Annotated in this window: 17 protein-coding genes; 16 read left to right on the top strand and 1 reads right to left on the bottom strand. The window is 65.1% G+C overall.

What is annotated here, in order from left to right; all coding sequences use genetic code 11:
- A partial coding sequence (locus PJB24_RS10535; RefSeq protein ID WP_273845602.1) for a glycine betaine ABC transporter substrate-binding protein occupies positions 1 to 829 on the top strand: 829 nt, incomplete at its 5' end.
- A 43-nt stretch (positions 830 to 872) separates the two neighbouring features.
- On the opposite strand, the gene PJB24_RS10530 is transcribed toward PJB24_RS10535, so the two are convergent.
- Complete coding sequence (locus PJB24_RS10530; protein WP_273845599.1) at positions 873 to 1,274, bottom strand: helix-turn-helix domain-containing protein; 402 nt, start codon at positions 1,272 to 1,274, stop codon at positions 873 to 875.
- Here PJB24_RS10530 and PJB24_RS10525 point away from each other — a divergent pair.
- From PJB24_RS10525 to PJB24_RS10455, 15 genes are all read left to right on the top strand, one after another.
- Positions 1,258 to 2,349, top strand: a complete 1,092-nt coding sequence (locus PJB24_RS10525) for a family 4 glycosyl hydrolase (RefSeq protein WP_273845596.1) — start codon at positions 1,258 to 1,260, stop codon at positions 2,347 to 2,349. The genes PJB24_RS10530 and PJB24_RS10525 overlap by 17 nt on opposite strands.
- A gap of 155 nt (positions 2,350 to 2,504) precedes the next feature.
- The gene (gene galT, locus PJB24_RS10520; RefSeq protein WP_273845594.1) at positions 2,505 to 3,485 is read left to right on the top strand and encodes a galactose-1-phosphate uridylyltransferase; all 981 of its coding nucleotides are present in this window, start codon (positions 2,505 to 2,507) and stop codon (positions 3,483 to 3,485) included.
- A complete protein-coding gene (gene galE, locus PJB24_RS10515) occupies positions 3,482 to 4,459 on the top strand; it encodes a UDP-glucose 4-epimerase GalE (RefSeq protein WP_273845592.1) in 978 nt (325 codons plus the stop codon). The genes galT and galE overlap by 4 nt, the downstream gene beginning before the upstream one ends.
- Positions 4,456 to 5,574, top strand: a complete 1,119-nt coding sequence (gene galK / locus PJB24_RS10510; RefSeq protein WP_273845589.1) for a galactokinase — start codon at positions 4,456 to 4,458, stop codon at positions 5,572 to 5,574. The genes galE and galK overlap by 4 nt, the downstream gene beginning before the upstream one ends.
- A gap of 101 nt (positions 5,575 to 5,675) precedes the next feature.
- Positions 5,676 to 7,409: a PEP-utilizing enzyme gene (locus PJB24_RS10505; RefSeq protein WP_273845587.1), complete on the top strand. Its 1,734-nt coding sequence runs from the start codon at positions 5,676 to 5,678 to the stop codon at positions 7,407 to 7,409.
- Positions 7,406 to 8,047, top strand: coding sequence for a GntR family transcriptional regulator (locus PJB24_RS10500; protein WP_273845585.1), 642 nt, complete (start codon positions 7,406 to 7,408; stop codon positions 8,045 to 8,047). Before PJB24_RS10505 ends, PJB24_RS10500 begins: the two co-directional genes overlap by 4 nt.
- Complete coding sequence (locus PJB24_RS10495; RefSeq protein WP_273845583.1) at positions 8,044 to 8,760, top strand: cyclase family protein; 717 nt, start codon at positions 8,044 to 8,046, stop codon at positions 8,758 to 8,760. Before PJB24_RS10500 ends, PJB24_RS10495 begins: the two co-directional genes overlap by 4 nt.
- Positions 8,753 to 9,619 (top strand): PEP/pyruvate-binding domain-containing protein, encoded by an 867-nt coding sequence (locus tag PJB24_RS10490; protein ID WP_273845582.1) that lies wholly within the window; start codon positions 8,753 to 8,755, stop codon positions 9,617 to 9,619. The genes PJB24_RS10495 and PJB24_RS10490 overlap by 8 nt, the downstream gene beginning before the upstream one ends.
- 5 nt (positions 9,620 to 9,624) lie before the next feature.
- Positions 9,625 to 10,458: an FAD binding domain-containing protein gene (locus tag PJB24_RS10485; protein ID WP_273845580.1), complete on the top strand. Its 834-nt coding sequence runs from the start codon at positions 9,625 to 9,627 to the stop codon at positions 10,456 to 10,458.
- Positions 10,451 to 12,676 carry a xanthine dehydrogenase family protein molybdopterin-binding subunit gene (locus PJB24_RS10480; protein ID WP_273845578.1) on the top strand — a complete coding sequence of 742 codons (2,226 nt, stop codon included), beginning with the start codon at positions 10,451 to 10,453 and terminating at the stop codon, positions 12,674 to 12,676. Before PJB24_RS10485 ends, PJB24_RS10480 begins: the two co-directional genes overlap by 8 nt.
- Positions 12,673 to 13,149 (top strand): (2Fe-2S)-binding protein, encoded by a 477-nt coding sequence (locus tag PJB24_RS10475; protein WP_273845575.1) that lies wholly within the window; start codon positions 12,673 to 12,675, stop codon positions 13,147 to 13,149. Before PJB24_RS10480 ends, PJB24_RS10475 begins: the two co-directional genes overlap by 4 nt.
- The gene (locus PJB24_RS10470; protein ID WP_273845573.1) at positions 13,146 to 13,982 is read left to right on the top strand and encodes a fumarylacetoacetate hydrolase family protein; all 837 of its coding nucleotides are present in this window, start codon (positions 13,146 to 13,148) and stop codon (positions 13,980 to 13,982) included. Before PJB24_RS10475 ends, PJB24_RS10470 begins: the two co-directional genes overlap by 4 nt.
- 2 nt (positions 13,983 to 13,984) lie before the next feature.
- On the top strand, positions 13,985 to 14,278 hold the full coding sequence (locus PJB24_RS10465; RefSeq protein WP_273845571.1) for a putative quinol monooxygenase: 294 nt from the start codon (positions 13,985 to 13,987) through the stop codon (positions 14,276 to 14,278).
- Positions 14,279 to 14,288: 10 nt separating this feature from the next.
- Positions 14,289 to 14,972 (top strand): cyclase family protein, encoded by a 684-nt coding sequence (locus tag PJB24_RS10460; RefSeq protein ID WP_273845569.1) that lies wholly within the window; start codon positions 14,289 to 14,291, stop codon positions 14,970 to 14,972.
- Positions 14,969 to 15,712: a histidine phosphatase family protein gene (locus PJB24_RS10455; protein ID WP_273845566.1), complete on the top strand. Its 744-nt coding sequence runs from the start codon at positions 14,969 to 14,971 to the stop codon at positions 15,710 to 15,712. Before PJB24_RS10460 ends, PJB24_RS10455 begins: the two co-directional genes overlap by 4 nt.
- Positions 15,713 to 15,736: the final 24 nt, after the last annotated feature.

Below are 15,736 nucleotides of genomic sequence, written 5' to 3'. Positions count from 1 at the left end.
GGGGTGTGGGGGAGGTGCCTCTTCGGGGGGCGAGAAGACGCTCACGCTGGGTGACATCGGCTGGGACGAGGATGTGGCGCTGAACAACGTGCTCAAGGCGTTGCTCGGGGAGAGGTTCGGGTACGACGTTAAGCTACAGCTCGCCGATGCGGGGCCTCTGTACCAGGGGGTCTCGACGGGTCAGATAGACGCGTTCATGGACACCTGGCTGCCGTACACGCAGGAGGCCTACTGGCAGAAGTACAGGGGGAAGGTCCAGAAGCTCGCGCCGTGGTACGAGGGAAAGGCGACCATCGGGCTCGCGGTTCCGGACTACGTGGAGGCGAAGAGCATAGCCGACCTCAACCGGTACAGGAGCCAGTTTGGCGGCCAGATCACGGGGATAGAAGCCGGGGCTGGCGAGATGAACGTGGTCAAGACCAAGGTCATCCCCGGGTACCATCTGGACTACACGCTGCAGGCTTCGAGCACCCCGGCGATGCTCTCGGCGCTCAAGAAGGCGATAGCGGCGCGAAAGCCCATAGTCGTCACGCTGTGGAAACCGCACTGGGCCTTCACGGCCTATCCCATAAGGTACCTGGAGGACCCGAAAGGGCTCATGGGCAAGGGCGAGGAGCTCTCGGCGATAGTCAGCAAGAGCCTCAGCAGGGAGAAGCCGGATGCGTACGCCATGATCAAAGCGGTCCGGCTCACCCCTGGTGAGCTCGGCAAGCTGGAGATTGAGATCCGGAAGAGCGGCCCCACGAAGGGCGCGCGCAGCTGGCTGAAGAAGAACCAGAGCGTCGTCGAGCCCTGGATCGAGGCCGCGAAGAAGGCTCGGAAAGGATGAGTAAGACAACCTGCATCTCTCCGTACTTTCAGGGGCAGGTTTTTCAGGGGCAGGTTTCGGTTTGCCCCACAGAACCGCCCCAGCCGGAGGCGCAGGGGTTGAATGGTGATTCCGGGCCGAACTCTATCAGGCCGGATTTCAGGCGGTACTGGCGGGGAGTGCAGCCGCTTATCTCCTTGAAGGTTTCGTAGAAGCGGCTTATCGAGCCGAAGCCGGTGTCGAAGGCGATGCGCGAGATGTCCCGGTCGCCCGAGATCAAGAGGTGCTGCGCCTGGCAGATGCGCAGCCGGGCGAGGCAGGTGTTGAGCGTCATCGCGTAGTAGCGGCGGAAGAGCGTCATCGCGTAGTTGGGGTGCAGCCCGACGTGGGCGGCGACCTCCTTGAGTTGAATGGGCTTCGCGTAGTTCTCGGCCATGAGGCGGGCCATCTTGACGACCTTCTTCACAGGACAGTCTTCCACTGGGGCTGAAGCGAGGGTCGACCCGAAGAAGTACGGTCTCAAGCAGACTATCGCGGACACTTTGGGGATCGGGGGCATCTTCCGGGGCCTCCGCACGATCCCGTTCATGCTCGAGCTCGGTCGCGACATGAGGGAGATGTGCCCGAAGGCCGTGCTCCTGAACTACACGAACCCGATGAGCATGCTCGTGTGGGCGTTCTACGAGTCCTTCCCTGAAATACGGGCCGTAGGGCTGTGCCACAGCGTACCCTACACGGTGCGCGAGATCGCCTCGTACGTGGACATCCCACACGAGAGGATCACCTTCGAGTGCGCCGGGATCAACCACATCGCCTGGATGACCCGCCTGGAGGTGGACGGCGAAGATATCTATCCCCTGCTCTTCGAGGCGATGGAGGACCCTGAGGTCTGCGCCAGAGACAGGGTGCGCTTCGAGCTGATGCGCCACCTGGGTTACTTCGTGACCGAGTCGAGCGAGCACAACGCCGGGTACACCCCGTACTTCATAAAGGACGATTCTCTGATCGAGAAGCTCGACATCCCCATAGACGAGTACATCCGCCGCAGCGAGGAGAACCTCCGCGAGTACGAGGAGACCAGGAAGAAACTCCTCGCCGGGGAGAGCTTCGAGCTAGAGCGCAGCGTGGAGTACGGTTCTTTGATCATTCACTCTATGACCACCAGCACGCCGCGCCTCGTCTACGGCAACGTCCGCAACGACCACCTGATAGACAACCTTCCCGCAGGCTGCTGTGTCGAGGTGCCGGTCGCGGTGGACGGCGCCGGTATACACCCCTGCCACACAGGTCCCCTCCCGCCGCAGCTCGCCGGGATGTGCCTGCCGCACGTCTCGGTGCAGGAGCTCACCGTGCGGGCCGCGCTCGAGGGACGGCGGGATCACGTCTACCACGCCGCGATGCTCGACCGCCACGCCCCGAGCGTCCTCTCCCTCGACGAGATCCACAACCTCGTCGACGACCTGATCGAAGCCCACCGCAACGCCCTGCCAGAGGGTGTGCCGGAGCCCACCGAACATACCTCCGGAGACACACGAAGATAACCGGAATGTGTTGTTGGATGTAAGATATTGTTGTCGATGGCAGAGAGCCGGAGTGGAGGCTGGTGTAACATGCGCAAGGAGAGGCTGCTGAAGGAGGACGGCCGGTACATCATCTTCTACTCCTTCGAGGAGGATGAAGAAGAGGATGAGGACGCTTGAACGAGCTGCGCTGGGACCCGACGCTCGGTGAGTGGGTGGCGTACGCCACCCACCGTCAGGAGAGGACTTTTCTGCCCCCGGCGGAGTACTGTCCGCTGTGTCCGACGAAGCCGGGCGGGTTCCCGACCGAGGTGCCCCGGGAGTCTTATGAGATAGTCGTCTTCGAGAACCGCTTCCCCTCGTTCGTACCGGACGCCCCGGAGCCGGAGGGTTCTGGGAACGGGCTGACCCCGAAGGCCGCCGGGCGCGGGGTGTGCGAGGTGGTCCTCTACACCGACGAGCACGATGCGACGCTGGCGCAGCTCCCGGAGCGGCGCATACGTCAGCTGGTGGAGGTGTGGGCGGACCGCTACCGGGAGCTCGGCGCGCTGGATTTCGTCGATTACGTGTTCATCTTCGAGAACAAGGGCGAGGCGATAGGGGTCACGCTGCACCATCCGCACGGTCAGATCTACGGCTATCCCTTCGTCCCGCCGCGTCCGAAGCGGGAACTCGAGGCCGCCCGCGCCCACCGCGAGAAGACCGGGGGGTGTTTGCACTGCGACCTGCTCGCGCAGGAGCACGCCGAGGGGAAGAGGATAGTGGTCAAGGGCGAGCACTTCTCCGCCTTCGTCCCTTTCTACGCGCACTTTCCCTACGAGGTGCACGTCTACTCCAGGAGGTGTGTCGGCTCCATAGCCGGGCTCGATGCGGAGGAGCGCAGGGATCTTGCGCGCACCCTCAAGCGGCTTCTCGTCGGCTACGACGAGCTCTTCGGGTTCTCGCTGCCGTACATGATGGTCATGCACCAGGCCCCCACCGACGGCGGCGACTACGAGGGGGTGGCCCACTTCCACATAGAGTTCTACCCGCCGAACCGTACGGCGGACAAGCTCAAGTACCTGGCCGGGAGCGAGACCGGGGCGGGGGCGTTCATCGTGGACGCCCTGCCGGAGGAGACGGCGGGGCGCCTCAGGGAGGCGGTGGCGCGGGCGTGAGGCTGCTCGTCACCGGCGGGGCCGGCTACATCGGGAGTGTCGTCGCCGGACAGCTCCTCGAGGCCGGGCACGAGGTCACCATCTTCGACAACCTCTCGAGAGGACACCGGCGGGCGATCCCCGGGGGGGCACGATTCGTCGAGGGCGACCTCCTCGACGCGGAGCGGACCAGAGAGGTGCTGCATGAGGGCTTCGAGGGGGTCCTCCACTTCGCGGCGCTCTCGCTCGTGGGCGAGTCGGTCGAAGAGCCCGAGCGCTACTACCGCAACAACGTGCTAGGGACGCTCGAACTGCTTGAGGCGATGGTCGAGGGTGGAGCATCGAGGCTCGTCTTCTCCTCGACCGCGGCGGTCTACGGGGAGCCGCGGAAGGTGCCGATAGAGGAGGACGACCCGCCACTCCCGACCAACCCGTACGGGGGATCGAAGCTGGCCGTGGACCGCATGATCTCCTTCGTCGCCCGCGCCCGCGGGCTTGCCGCGGTGAGCCTGCGCTACTTCAACGTTGCCGGGGCGAGCGGGCGCTTCGGGGAGGACCACCGCCCGGAGACGCACCTCATCCCGCTCGTGCTGCGGACCGCGCTCGGCGAGCGGGAATACGTCGAGGTCTACGGCACCGACTACCCCACCCCCGACGGCACCGCGATCCGGGACTACATCCACGTCGAAGACCTCGCCCACGCACACCTCCTGGCGCTCGAGGCCGCACGCGAGGGCGAGCATCGCATCTACAATCTGGGTAACGGCGAGGGCTTCTCAGTGCGTCAGGTCATAGAGACGGCGCGCGAGGTGACGGAGAGGGAGATAGAGGCAAAAGAGGCCCCGCGCCGCCCCGGCGACCCGCCGGTCCTGGTCGCATCGAGCGGGAAGATACGCCGGGAGCTCGGCTGGAAACCCGAGAAACCGGAGCTCGCGGCCATGATCTCCGACGCCTGGGAGTGGATGCTCTCCCACCCGGGGGGCTACGGGGGATGAGAGAAGTCGAGGGACGCGCCGCCGAAGCCTACCGGGAGCGATTCGACGCCGATCCCGAAGTCGTCGCGAGCGCTCCCGGGCGTGTAAACCTAATCGGGGAGCACACCGACTACAACGGCGGCTTCGTCCTGCCCTGCGCGATAGACCGCCGGGTGGCCGTCGCCGCCGGCAGAGGGGAGGGGATTCTCTACTCCGCGGACTTCGACGAGACCCGCCCGCTCACTCCAGAAGAGAAAAACTCCTGGGCCGACTACCCGCGCGGGGTGGCGTGGGCCCTCGGCGAGGCCGGGTGTGCTATCGGGCCTTTCCGGGCCGCCTTCGCCGGTGAGGTGCCCCGCGGCTCGGGCCTCTCTTCCTCCGCCGCGATCGAAGCCGCCACCGCCCTCGCCCTCGGCGCCCTCTTCGGTCTGGAGGTAGACAGGAAAGACCTGGCCCGGATCTGTCAGCGGGCGGAGAACGAATACGTCGGCGTCCAGAGCGGCATAATGGACCAGTACGCCTCGTTATTGTGCCATGAAGGTGCAGCCCTGCTCGTCGACTGCCGCACGCTCGAGGCGGAGGACGTGCCGCTCGACCTCGAGGGGGCGGGGCTCGTGCTCCTGGTGTGCGACACCCGGGTCGAGCGGGGCCTCGCCGGAACGGGCTACAACGAGCGCCGGAGGAGCTGCGAGGAGGCCGCCCGCCGCCTCGGGGTGCGAGAACTGCGGGACACGACGGAAGGCGATCTGCCGAAGCTCTCCGGCGAGCTCCTGCGCCGTGCCCGCCACGTCGTCACCGAGAACGGGCGGGTACTCGAAGCCGCGAGGGCGCTGCGCGCCGGAGATTACGCCTCCTTCGGCCGGTTGATGTACGCCTCCCACGCCTCCCTCCGGGACGACTACGAGGTCTCTACCCCCGAGCTCGACGCCTTCGTCGAGTGCGCAAGAGAGGTCGGCGCCCCCGGCGCGCGGCTCACCGGCGCGGGCTTCGGGGGATGCGCGATGGCGCTCGTCGAAGCCGGACGGGCGGAAGCGCTCGCGCGGCGGGCGCGCGAACGGTTCTCGGCTTGCGGCTTCCGCGAGCCCCTCTTCTACCGGTTTCTTCCTGCTCCCGGGGCCGAAGTCTTGGTGCTCTAGACGTTGCCGGACGGATCTCATCTCGTATCTTGCATTTCTCTCGATAATCGATTATATATACTTCTGCCGGGGAAAGGATTGACCTCACGAGGAGGAGTATCGTGGAGACAGACACTGGCCGGGTGCTCGGCAGTTATTACGGCGACGAAGATTTTCCGATAGAGTGGGAGGAGGGGGAGAAGGAGCTTTTCTGGATCTACGACGATCTGCACTGTCCGAACCCGGTCTCTCCGATGTTCTTCGACATCGGGGGGTGGTGGCTCACCTGCGACCACATGTTCAGGCGTTTCGGGACGCCCTTCGCCTCCGACTGGGTAGCCAAGAGGATAAACGGGTATGTGTACACGGCGGCGGTCCCGGCCGACCCTTCGGTACGAGCCGAGGCCGTGGAGTATCAGAGCCGCTACGTGCCGCGGGTGCCGCGCGATCCAGACTATGCCTCCAAGATAGGCGTATACATGGATGCGGTGCTTCCCCACTACGCCTGGAATTTCCTGGACTGGTGGCGCGATCGTCTGGTGCCCGAGATAAAACGCAACTTTGCGTATCTCGATGAGTACGATACCGAGAGCGCGGATCTGGTGGAGCTGGCCGTGCTGCTCGAGGACGCCATAGACATCCACGACCGCCACTGGAAGATCCACTGGATGCTCAACTTCGCTCAGTTTACCTCCACGCAGAACCTGAGCGCGACCATTGCGGAGGTCAAGGGGGAGGTGGATCCCGGGCTCGTGGGCAGGCTGCAGAGCTCTACCGAAGACAAGAACTGGGATTCCGTGGAAGCCCTGTGGAGGATGAAAGAAGAGATCAAAAGAGATCCCGACCTCCGCGAAGCGTTCCGAGCCAATGCGGCGGCGGAAGTGCTGGAGGCCCTGCGGGGCTCGGAGCGTGGGAGGAGGTTCATCTCCGAGCGGCTCGAACCCTACCAGCAGGAGTTCGGATACAAGGCGATCTGGGCGCACGAGTTTTCTTTCAAGACCTGGAAGGAGGATCCCGCGCCCATTCTGGAAGCGATAAGGGGTTATCTGGAGAGCGACTATGACTATCCGAAGGCGCTCGAGGCGGTGAAGCAGGATCTGGAGGATGCCATCCATGAGTTGATGGACGACGTGCCCGAAGGAGAAGGGAGGCGCAAACTGCAGCGGGCGCTGGACCTTTCTCTGCGGATGAACCCCCTCACCCCCGACCACCACTTCTACATAGACCAGGGCACCAATGCCCGGCTGCGTCTGGTTCTCATTGCCATCGGAAAGAAGCTCGTCGAGGCCGGCGTCTTGGACGATCCGGAAGACGTCATGTTCCTCCGCTACAACGAACTCCGGGTGCTCATGACGGACCCGGGAAGAATCGACGCGCGGGCCCTGGTCTCCGACCGGAGGGACGAGCACGAGGAAGCGTACGAGATGAGGCCCCGCGACTGGGTGGGGACCGCTACCCGGGAAGCGCTGGAGTTCCCGTACGCTGCGCTCTGGGGGTTCCCGGAGAAGTTCTACCGGAAGCCCTCGGAGACCACCGCAGAGATTAGAGGACTCGCCGCCTCCGCCGGAGTCGTGGAGGGGACCGCGAAGGTGGTCACCTCCACGGAAGAGTTCGATGAGGTCAGAGAGGGGGACGTGCTCGTCTGTCGGATGACCAACCCCGCCTGGGTCGTGCTCTTCACCAAGATAAGCGCGCTCGTGACCGATGCCGGCGGGACCGTCTCCCACCCGGCGGTCGTCTCGCGCGAGTTCGGTATCCCGGCGGTGGTGGGCACGTCCGAGGCGACGGAGCGGATAAAGACCGGAGACCGCGTGCGGGTCAACGGTACGACGGGCATCGTGGAGATCCTCTCTTGAAGCTCAACCGCACCGTGCTGCGCGAACAAATCAAAGAGGAGCTCATAGCACGCCTGCTGAGCGGCGAGTACGCTCCTGGCGAGCGTCTGGTGGAGACCCAGCTCGCCCGGGAGTTCGGTACCAGCCAGGCCCCTGTGAGGGAGGCCCTCAGGGAGCTCGAGCTGCTGCGCTTCGTGGAGTCAGAGCCTTTCCGGGGGGCGCGCGTACGGGAGGTCACCCTCGAGGAGTTGCTCGAGATATACCCCGTCCGCGCCGCCATGGAGGAGCTCGCCGCGCGTCTGGCGGCCGCCCGACTGGGTGGGGCGATCGGGGCCTTCGAAAAAGAGTTCGAAGCGATGAAGGAAGCCGCCGGGGCCGGAGACCTGCACGAGCTCGTCCGCCACGACGTGAGCTTCCACAGGCTCATCGTGGAGTCCTCGGGCAACCGGACGCTCAAAGAGGTCTGGGATTCGCTCAGGATCGGGGCGCGCACGATAATCACCGTCGTCAAGACCGATATAGACCTGCATGAGCTGGCCGAGATGCACCGGCCGCTGCTGGACGCGCTGGAAGAGAAGGACCCGGAGAAGGCAGGGGCAGCGTTGCGCTGGCACTTCACGGCCTTCGAGAAGATGATGAAAGGAGCCCGACCCGAATGAGCCGCCTGGTAGACCTGTCGATGCCGGTACACAAGGACATGATCACCTTCCCCAGGATACCTGCGCCGAGCCTCCTGATGTACGAGACTTGGCAGGAGTTCGCCGAAGGAGTCGGAGCGGACAAGTACGGCGTAGACTCGCTCACCGCCTCTTACCTCGTGATCCAGAGCGACCACGCCGGGACCCACATGGACGCCCTCAAACACATACGTCCCGACGGACCGGCCGCAGAAGAGATACCGCTCGAGTACTGCTACTCCGACGGCGTCGTCCTCGACTTCCGGCACCTGGAGAAGGGGGCCGGCATCACCCCTTCGGACATAGACCAGGCGCTGGAGAAGATCGGATACGAGCTCAAGGAACGGGACATAGTCCTCATCCAGACCGGTGCTTCGGCGTACAACGACCAGGAAAGGTATCTCACCGACCACTGTGGGATGACCGCCGAGGCCACGAAGTACCTGATCTCCCGGGGGATACGGCTCATGGGGACCGATGCTCCCACCTTCGATCCGCCGGTGTGGGCGATGTTCGAGCGCAAGAAGTTCTGGGAGGCGCACCGGGTAATGTGGGAGGAAGATTACTGGCACATAGAGAACCTGACCAACCTCGATCAGCTACCTCCCTACGGGTTCAAGCTCTCCGCCTTTCCCATCAAGTGGACCGGAACCACCGGGGCCCCCTTGCGAGCGGTGGCGATCCTCGATGAATAGGGTTCGGGAGAGAACCATACTCTGGTTCTCGGACGAGGAGTGCAGGGACGTCTCGCTCGCCGGGGGAAAGGGAGCAAGCCTGGCGAGGATGGCTTCCGAGGGCCTGCCCGTACCGCCCGGCTTCGTCGTTCCGTCGTGGGTGCTGGAGAGTTCGGTGGACGTGGAGCGCGTCCTGGAGCTGGTTCGGGAGCGTGACCACGTGGGGCTCGCGGCCGCGCTGCAGGAGGTCGATCCCCCGCGCGAAGAGATCTCCGTCGCATACCGGCGGCTCACTGGCGTGAGGACCACCGCGACGCACAAGCGCCTGGGTGACGGCAGGGTGGCGGTACGCTCCTCGGCCTGTGCCGAAGACTCCGAGGCCGCGAGCTACGCCGGCCAGCAGGAAACCTACCTCAACGTGGAAGGAGAGGATGAGGTCTGCCGGCGCGTGGTCGACTGCTGGGCCTCCTTTTTCTCCGAGCGGGCCCTTTTCTACCGGCAGCAGAAAGGCTCGCTGGAGGATCTGCGGATGGCGGTCGTGGTGCAGAAGATGGTGCAACCGGAGAAGGCGGGCGTGCTTTTCACCGTTGACCCGGTGAGGAGGAGGCGGGACAGGATGATCGTCGAGGGTGCCTTCGGGCTGGGTGAGGCGGTCGTCTCCGGAGAGGTGACACCGGACCATTACGTGCTCGACCGTTCCGGCACGCTCAAGCGTGGTAAGACGGGCGACGAGAGGGTGCTGGACGAGGAAGAACTCCGGCGCCTCGCCGAGCTCGGGAGGTTGCTCGAAGAGAAGGCGGGTGCGCCTCAAGACGTGGAGTGGGCCATCTCTGGTGGTGAGCTCTACCTGCTGCAGTGCCGGCCCGTCACTACCCTGTGATTGAGATGCGCCACGTCGAATGGCACCAGCCTCGTTCCCTGGACGAAGCGCTGGAGCTTCGCTCGTCCTACGGGGAGGATGCGGTCGTGGTCGCAGGCGGAACCTTCGTCGGCATCCTCATGAACCAGGGGTTCCTCCGGCCCGCGCGTTTGATATCCCTGCGTGGCGTCCCTGGACTGGACTCCATAAGGGAAGAAGACGGCGTGCTTCTCCTCGGTGCGATGGTGACGCATAGATCGGTGGAAAGATCGGAGCTGGTGCGCCGGAAGTGGCTCGCGCTCGCCCGCACCTTCTCGCTCGTGGCCAGTCCCCGGGTGCGCAACCAGGCCACCGTCGGAGGGGTGCTCGCAGACGCCGATTATGCCTCGGATCCCCCGGCGATGCTCGCCGCGCTCGCTGCCCGCGTCGTGATCGCGGGAAAGAACGGTGAGCGGGAGGTGCCCGTCGAGGACTTCATTCTCGACCACTACACGACCGCTCTGAAAGAGGACGAACTGGTCGTGGGGGTCAGGGTGCCCGATGGAGTTCGACAGGCGGTGTACCGCAAGTTCCGCTCTCGCTCCAGCGAGGATCGTCCCTGTGTCTCGGTGGCGGCCGCAAGGTACGGGGGGAAGACCCTGCGGGTCGTCGTGGGAGCCGTCGCCGGCAGACCCCAGTACTTCCCCGATGTCTGCGCGCTGGCGGGAGGAGAAGTCGACGCAGGGATCATCAGGGAGATCGCCCGGAGGTACGCCGAGAACATCCATCCCCTATCGGATGCACGCGGTTCCGCGCGTTACCGGCGCCGCGTGATGGAAGTCGAGGTGCGTCGTGCCCTGGAGGAGTTGTACGGTGTCTGATCCGCGTGTTACCGGCCAGACCCGCTATTCGCGGGACGTCGAGATCGAGGGGATGCTCCACGCGCGCATATTGCGTTCCCCGCATCCTCATGCGCGTGTCCTGCGGGTGGACGCCTCGGCGGTTCCGGACGACGTGGTCGTCCTCGTACCCGGCGACGTGCGGGAGCTGAACCGCTACGGGTGCCAGATAAAGGACCAGACCGTGCTGGCGCTGGACAAGGCCCGCTACGCCGGAGATCCCGTGGCCGCGGTTGCCGCCCCCAGCGTGGAGCGAGCCGGGGAAGTGCTGGATCTGATCGAGGTGGACTACGAGGAGCTCCCGGCCGTCTTCGACGCCGTGGAAGCCGCCGAGGAGGGGGCTCCACTGATCCACGAGGAGATCGCAATCTCCGACAACGACGCGGCTTACTTCGGGTTGCGGCCCCAGCCGGGCACCAACGTCTGCCACCGCTTCCGCATCCGGCACGGGGACGTGCGAAAGGGTTTCGAGGAGGCAGATGTAGTCGTAGAGGAGACCTACACCACCGCGGGCGCCCAGCACGCCCCGATGGAACCCCATGCGGCGCTCGCGCGCTGGAGCGATGGTCGGCTCGAGGTCTGGACCGGATCGCAGACGCCGTTTAACACCCGCATGGATCTGGCCGGGCTGTTCGGCATCCCGGAGGAGCAGGTGCGCATCGTCTGCCCCCCAATGGGCGGGTCCTTCGGGGCCAAGACCTTCGTGCGGCTGGAGGCCATCGCCGCCTGTCTGGCGCGCAAGGCGGGCCGCCCCGTCAAGCTGGTACTGGAGCGTGACGAGGAGTGGCTCACCCTCAACCGCCATCCATCCACCATCAGGGTCAGGCTGGGTGCGAAGCGCGACGGGACGCTGGTGGCCAAGCAGGTGGAGTGCTGGGCCGACACCGGCGCTTACGCCGACTGCGGACCCGGGGTAGCCCAGAAGATGGGATTCGCCTCTCCCGGTCCCTACCGCATACCCAACGTATGGGTCGACTCCCGCGCCGTCTATACCAACCTGCCGCCCAACGGCGCTTACCGGGGCTACGGTCAGATGCAGTGCACCTGGGCCTCCGAGCGGACGATGGACCTGCTCGCGGAGCGTCTGGGGATGGACCCGCTCGAGCTGAGGTTGAAGAACATCATCCGGAATGGCGATCGCTACTGCACCGGCGAGGTCATGCACGATGTCCATTTCGAGAAACTGTTGCGGAAAGCGGCGGATGCGGTGGGCTGGCGGGAGGGACGACGCGGCAAGGGCCTGTGCGTGATGCTCAAGGGCATGCAGACCCCGAGCCGGGCTTCGATCGCCTTGGAACACGACGGCGAAGGGAACTACACCATCTACTGCGCCACAGCCGAGATGGGGCAGGGAGCGAAGCGGGCCATCCGGCTGATGGCCGCCGACCTCCTCGGAGCCGAGGTGGAGAGGATAAGCTTCCCCGACCCAGACACGGACGCCGTACCGTACGACACCCGTACCACCTCCAGCCGCTCGACGCACATGATGGGACGGGCCCTCGAGAAGGCCGTGGAGGATCTGAAGAAGAACGGGCGGCGCGGATTCGGCGAGGTGGCGGACGAGGGAGGGCTTGATCCGGACACCGGACAGGGAGTGGCCTCCTCGCACTGGCACCAGGGGGCCGCCGCGGCCGAAGTAGAGGTGGACGAGGAGACGGGGAAGTTCCGGGTGAAGAGGCTGCACGCGCCGGTGTACGCTGGCAGGGTGGTGAACCGGCCGGGGGCGGAGCTGCAGAACGAAGGCTCCATGATAATGGGGCTCGGGACGGCGCTCTTCGAGAGCATCTCCTTCTCGGAGGGGCAGGTGAGCAACGCCAACCTCTCCGATTACTGCTTGCCGGCCGCGGATGACCTGCCCGATGTGTTCACCCACGAGCTGGTAGAGCGCGAGGGGGCCGAGGTGCACGGTCTCGGAGAGACCGCGCTGCCGCCGGTCCCTCCCGCTTTGGGCAACGCCCTGCATTCTTTAGGGATCAACGTGACCGACCTGCCCATGACCGCCGAGGCTGTCCTGGATGCTTTAGACCGGAGGGAATCTTCGCGTTGCAGGAGAGAACCTCCGGGTAGAGAGGGGGCCGGCAGGAAGTTTTGCGTTCTGGCTTTCGGGATCTCGGCAGGGGTCCTTCTGGCGGGGTTGATCCTGCGCTCGCGCCGGGACGCCTTCGGCAGGGCGCGTGTGCAGAGGAGGATCTTGCGGTGAGGTTTGCGTTCGAGGTCAACGGTGAGAGGGAAGTGGTGGAAGCCAGGCCGGACGAGATGTTGCTCGGGGTGCTGCGCCGCGAGCTCGGTCTCCTGAGCGTGCGGGAAACCTGCGGCATCGGGGTGTGCGGGGCATGCACGGTGCTTCTCGACGGTGAACCGGTCTCTTCCTGCCTGCTTCTGGCCCCGCTCGCGGGGGGGCGCAGTGTCACGACCGTCGAGGGGCTCGGCGGGGAGCACCCGGTCCAGAGGGCGTTCGAAGAGGTGCAGGCTTTCCAATGCGGCTACTGCACGCCGGGCATGATACTCACCGTGATTCGGTTGCTCGAGGAGATCCCTGACCCCGAGGAGGACGAGATCCGGCGTTATCTCGGTGGGAATTTGTGCCGCTGTGGTTGCTACGTGAAGATCGTGGAAGCGGTGAAGCTCGCGGCGAGCGAGCTGCGTTCCGTTGCGAGGAGGGGAAGGACGTGAGGCTGGTGACGTACGTGGCCGGTGGCAGACCCAGGGTGGGCCTGCTCGAGGACGGGCGTGTCGTGGACGTCGGGTTCGACGGCGACATGGTCGCGTTCATAGAGGCGGGAGCGCCGGTTTCCGGTCGAGAGCCAGTGCCGGATGCACGGTTGCTCGCCCCTTTGAGGCCGCGTTCGATGCGCGACTTCCTGACCTTCGAGGGACACATGAGGAACGCGCTGGGTCGTCTCGGGAGGCCCATCCCAGAAGAGTGGTACGAGGTCCCCGCCTTCTACAAAGGCATGCCGGACACCGTGATCGGGCCCGAGGAGGAAATCCCCTGGCCCCACTACACGGACCGCCTCGACCACGAGCTGGAGCTCGCGGCGATCATCGGGCGCGAGGGCAAGGACATTCCCAGAGAGAAAGCCCGGGAGTACATCTTCGGCTATACCATCTGGAATGACCTCTCGGCGCGCGACGTGCAGGCCCGCGAGCTCCCGGTGGGCATGGGCCCGTCCAAGGCCAAAGACTGGGATGGATCCAACGTGCTGGGACCATGCATAGTTACGGCGGACGAGCTGGACGCGAGCGACCTGTTGATGCGCGTGCGGGTCAACGGCGAGGTGTGGGGCGAGGACAGCTCCGCTAACATGCATCACGGGTTCGCAGACCTCATCGCCTACGCTTCATTGGCCCAGACCATCTACCCCGGCGAGGTGTTCGGGTCTGGGACGGCCGCCGGCGGATCCGGGCTGGAGCTGGACCGCTGGCTGGAGGAGGGAGACCTCGTAGAGATGGAGATCGAAGGTATAGGAGTATTGAGAAACCGCGTCGGAAGAAAGGGAGGCTGAAGATGGCCTACGTGGTCAGCGCGAAATGGACGGCGAAGGAAGGGGAGGCGCAGAGGGTCGAGGAGGCGATCCGGAAGCTCGTGGAGCCTTCGCGGCGGGAGCCGGGCAACCTCTTCTACCAGCCTCATCGGGATCCTGGGAACCCCAACCTCTTCTACTTCTACGAGCAGTACGAGGACGAGGAGGCCTATCAGGCTCATGTGAATTCTGAGCACTTCCAGAAGTACGGCTTCGGAGAGGCGATACCGCTGCTCGAGAGCCGGGAGCGGGAATTTTACGAGACGATGGACGTTTAGGGGATATGTGGTGGAGAAGATAGTGGATCTCAGCCCGGCGGTCCCCCACGGCTTCAAGGGGCCTCCTTCGACGGATCTCGGGGTGCAGCTCGAGGTCCGTACCAAGCCCGGTTACTGGCAGTCCGCCCAGACTACCTTGATGAGCCTGCACACCGGGTGCCACGTGGAATCGGCGTTGCACGTCGTGGAGGGAGGGGAGAGCATCGACGAGGTGGCGCTGGAGCGGGTGATGGGGGAGGCGGTGTTGCTGGACGTGAGGCCCGTGGAGGCCATGGATCTGATAGACGTCCCCGATCTCGAAGGTGCCCTTGCACGTCTGGAATCGGCCGGGGAATACATCAGGCCGGGGGACATCCTGCTGCTGTGCACCGGCTGGGCCGAGCGTGCCATCGGCCAACGCGAATACTTCCGCCGTTCGCCGGGTCTGACGGAGGGTGCCGCCCGCTGGCTGGTCAGGAGAGAGCCAAAGTGCATCGGCTGTGACTTCTTCGAAGAGCCCGCCGCCCGCGAGCCAGGCTGGAAACCCGAGGAGTTCGTGGTGCACAACGTGATACTGGGCGCCGGGATACCGCTGGTGGAGGGGCTGGTCAACCTGGGGAGCCTGCCCCCGCGCTGCAGGTTCTTCGCCCCGTTCTACAAATTCGCCGGTGTCGAGAGCGCCCCGGCCCGCGCCTTCGCGATCGTCGAAGGATGAGCGTCTCTCTTCTCAGGGTGCATCTGATCCGACACGGGGAGATCTCCTCGCACAAGGGCGACGTTCCTCTCACCGAGAGGGGACTCGCGCAGGCGGTCGAGGCCGGCGTCCGGCTCGGCAGGAAGCTGGGGCGTGACGAGAGCGTCTTCTTCCTGTACGCGCCGACGCGGCGAACGCGCCAGACCGCCTGCGCCATCCGCCGTGGTGTGGAGAGGTGTCTTCGGGCTGCAGCCGATCAGGGGGCGGGGATCGAGCTGCACCCTCCCACGGAGGAGTGGGCGTTGCGCAACCCCGACCTTTACGTGGCCGGGGTCCGGGTGGAGATAGGGAGCTCACCCGAGGCGCTCGCCGCCCAGCTCGGTAAGACCGGGCCCTCCGTAAAGGACCTCACCGAACATCATTTCTTCGGAGAGTTCTGGCGTTCACCCGACCGCATCGGTTTCTGGCTGGAACGTCGGGACCCGCCGGGTGAGGATGGCGATGCCGTCGCCCGGCGGGTCTTGGCATTCTCTTCGAGCCTGCGCGACCTTCGCTCGGGGGCTCCTTCTAGAAGGTACGTCTGCGTGACACATTCACCTCTTCTGCGCGCTTTCCTCCGGCGGTATCTGGACGGTCGGGATCCCGGTGAGCCGGATTACCTGGATTCGGTGGATCTGGAGTTCGGCGACGAGGTGAGGGTGACCTTCCGCGGGCGCAGCACCTGCCTTCCCTTGTTTACAAAGGAACCTCACGAGGTGTAATCTGTAGGACAACCTTGCATGCGT

It is taken from the genome of Rubrobacter calidifluminis (assembly GCF_028617075.1).
Classification (GTDB): Bacteria; Actinomycetota; Rubrobacteria; order Rubrobacterales; family Rubrobacteraceae; genus Rubrobacter_E; species Rubrobacter_E calidifluminis.
This window is presented reverse-complemented; position numbering and strand designations above follow the sequence as displayed.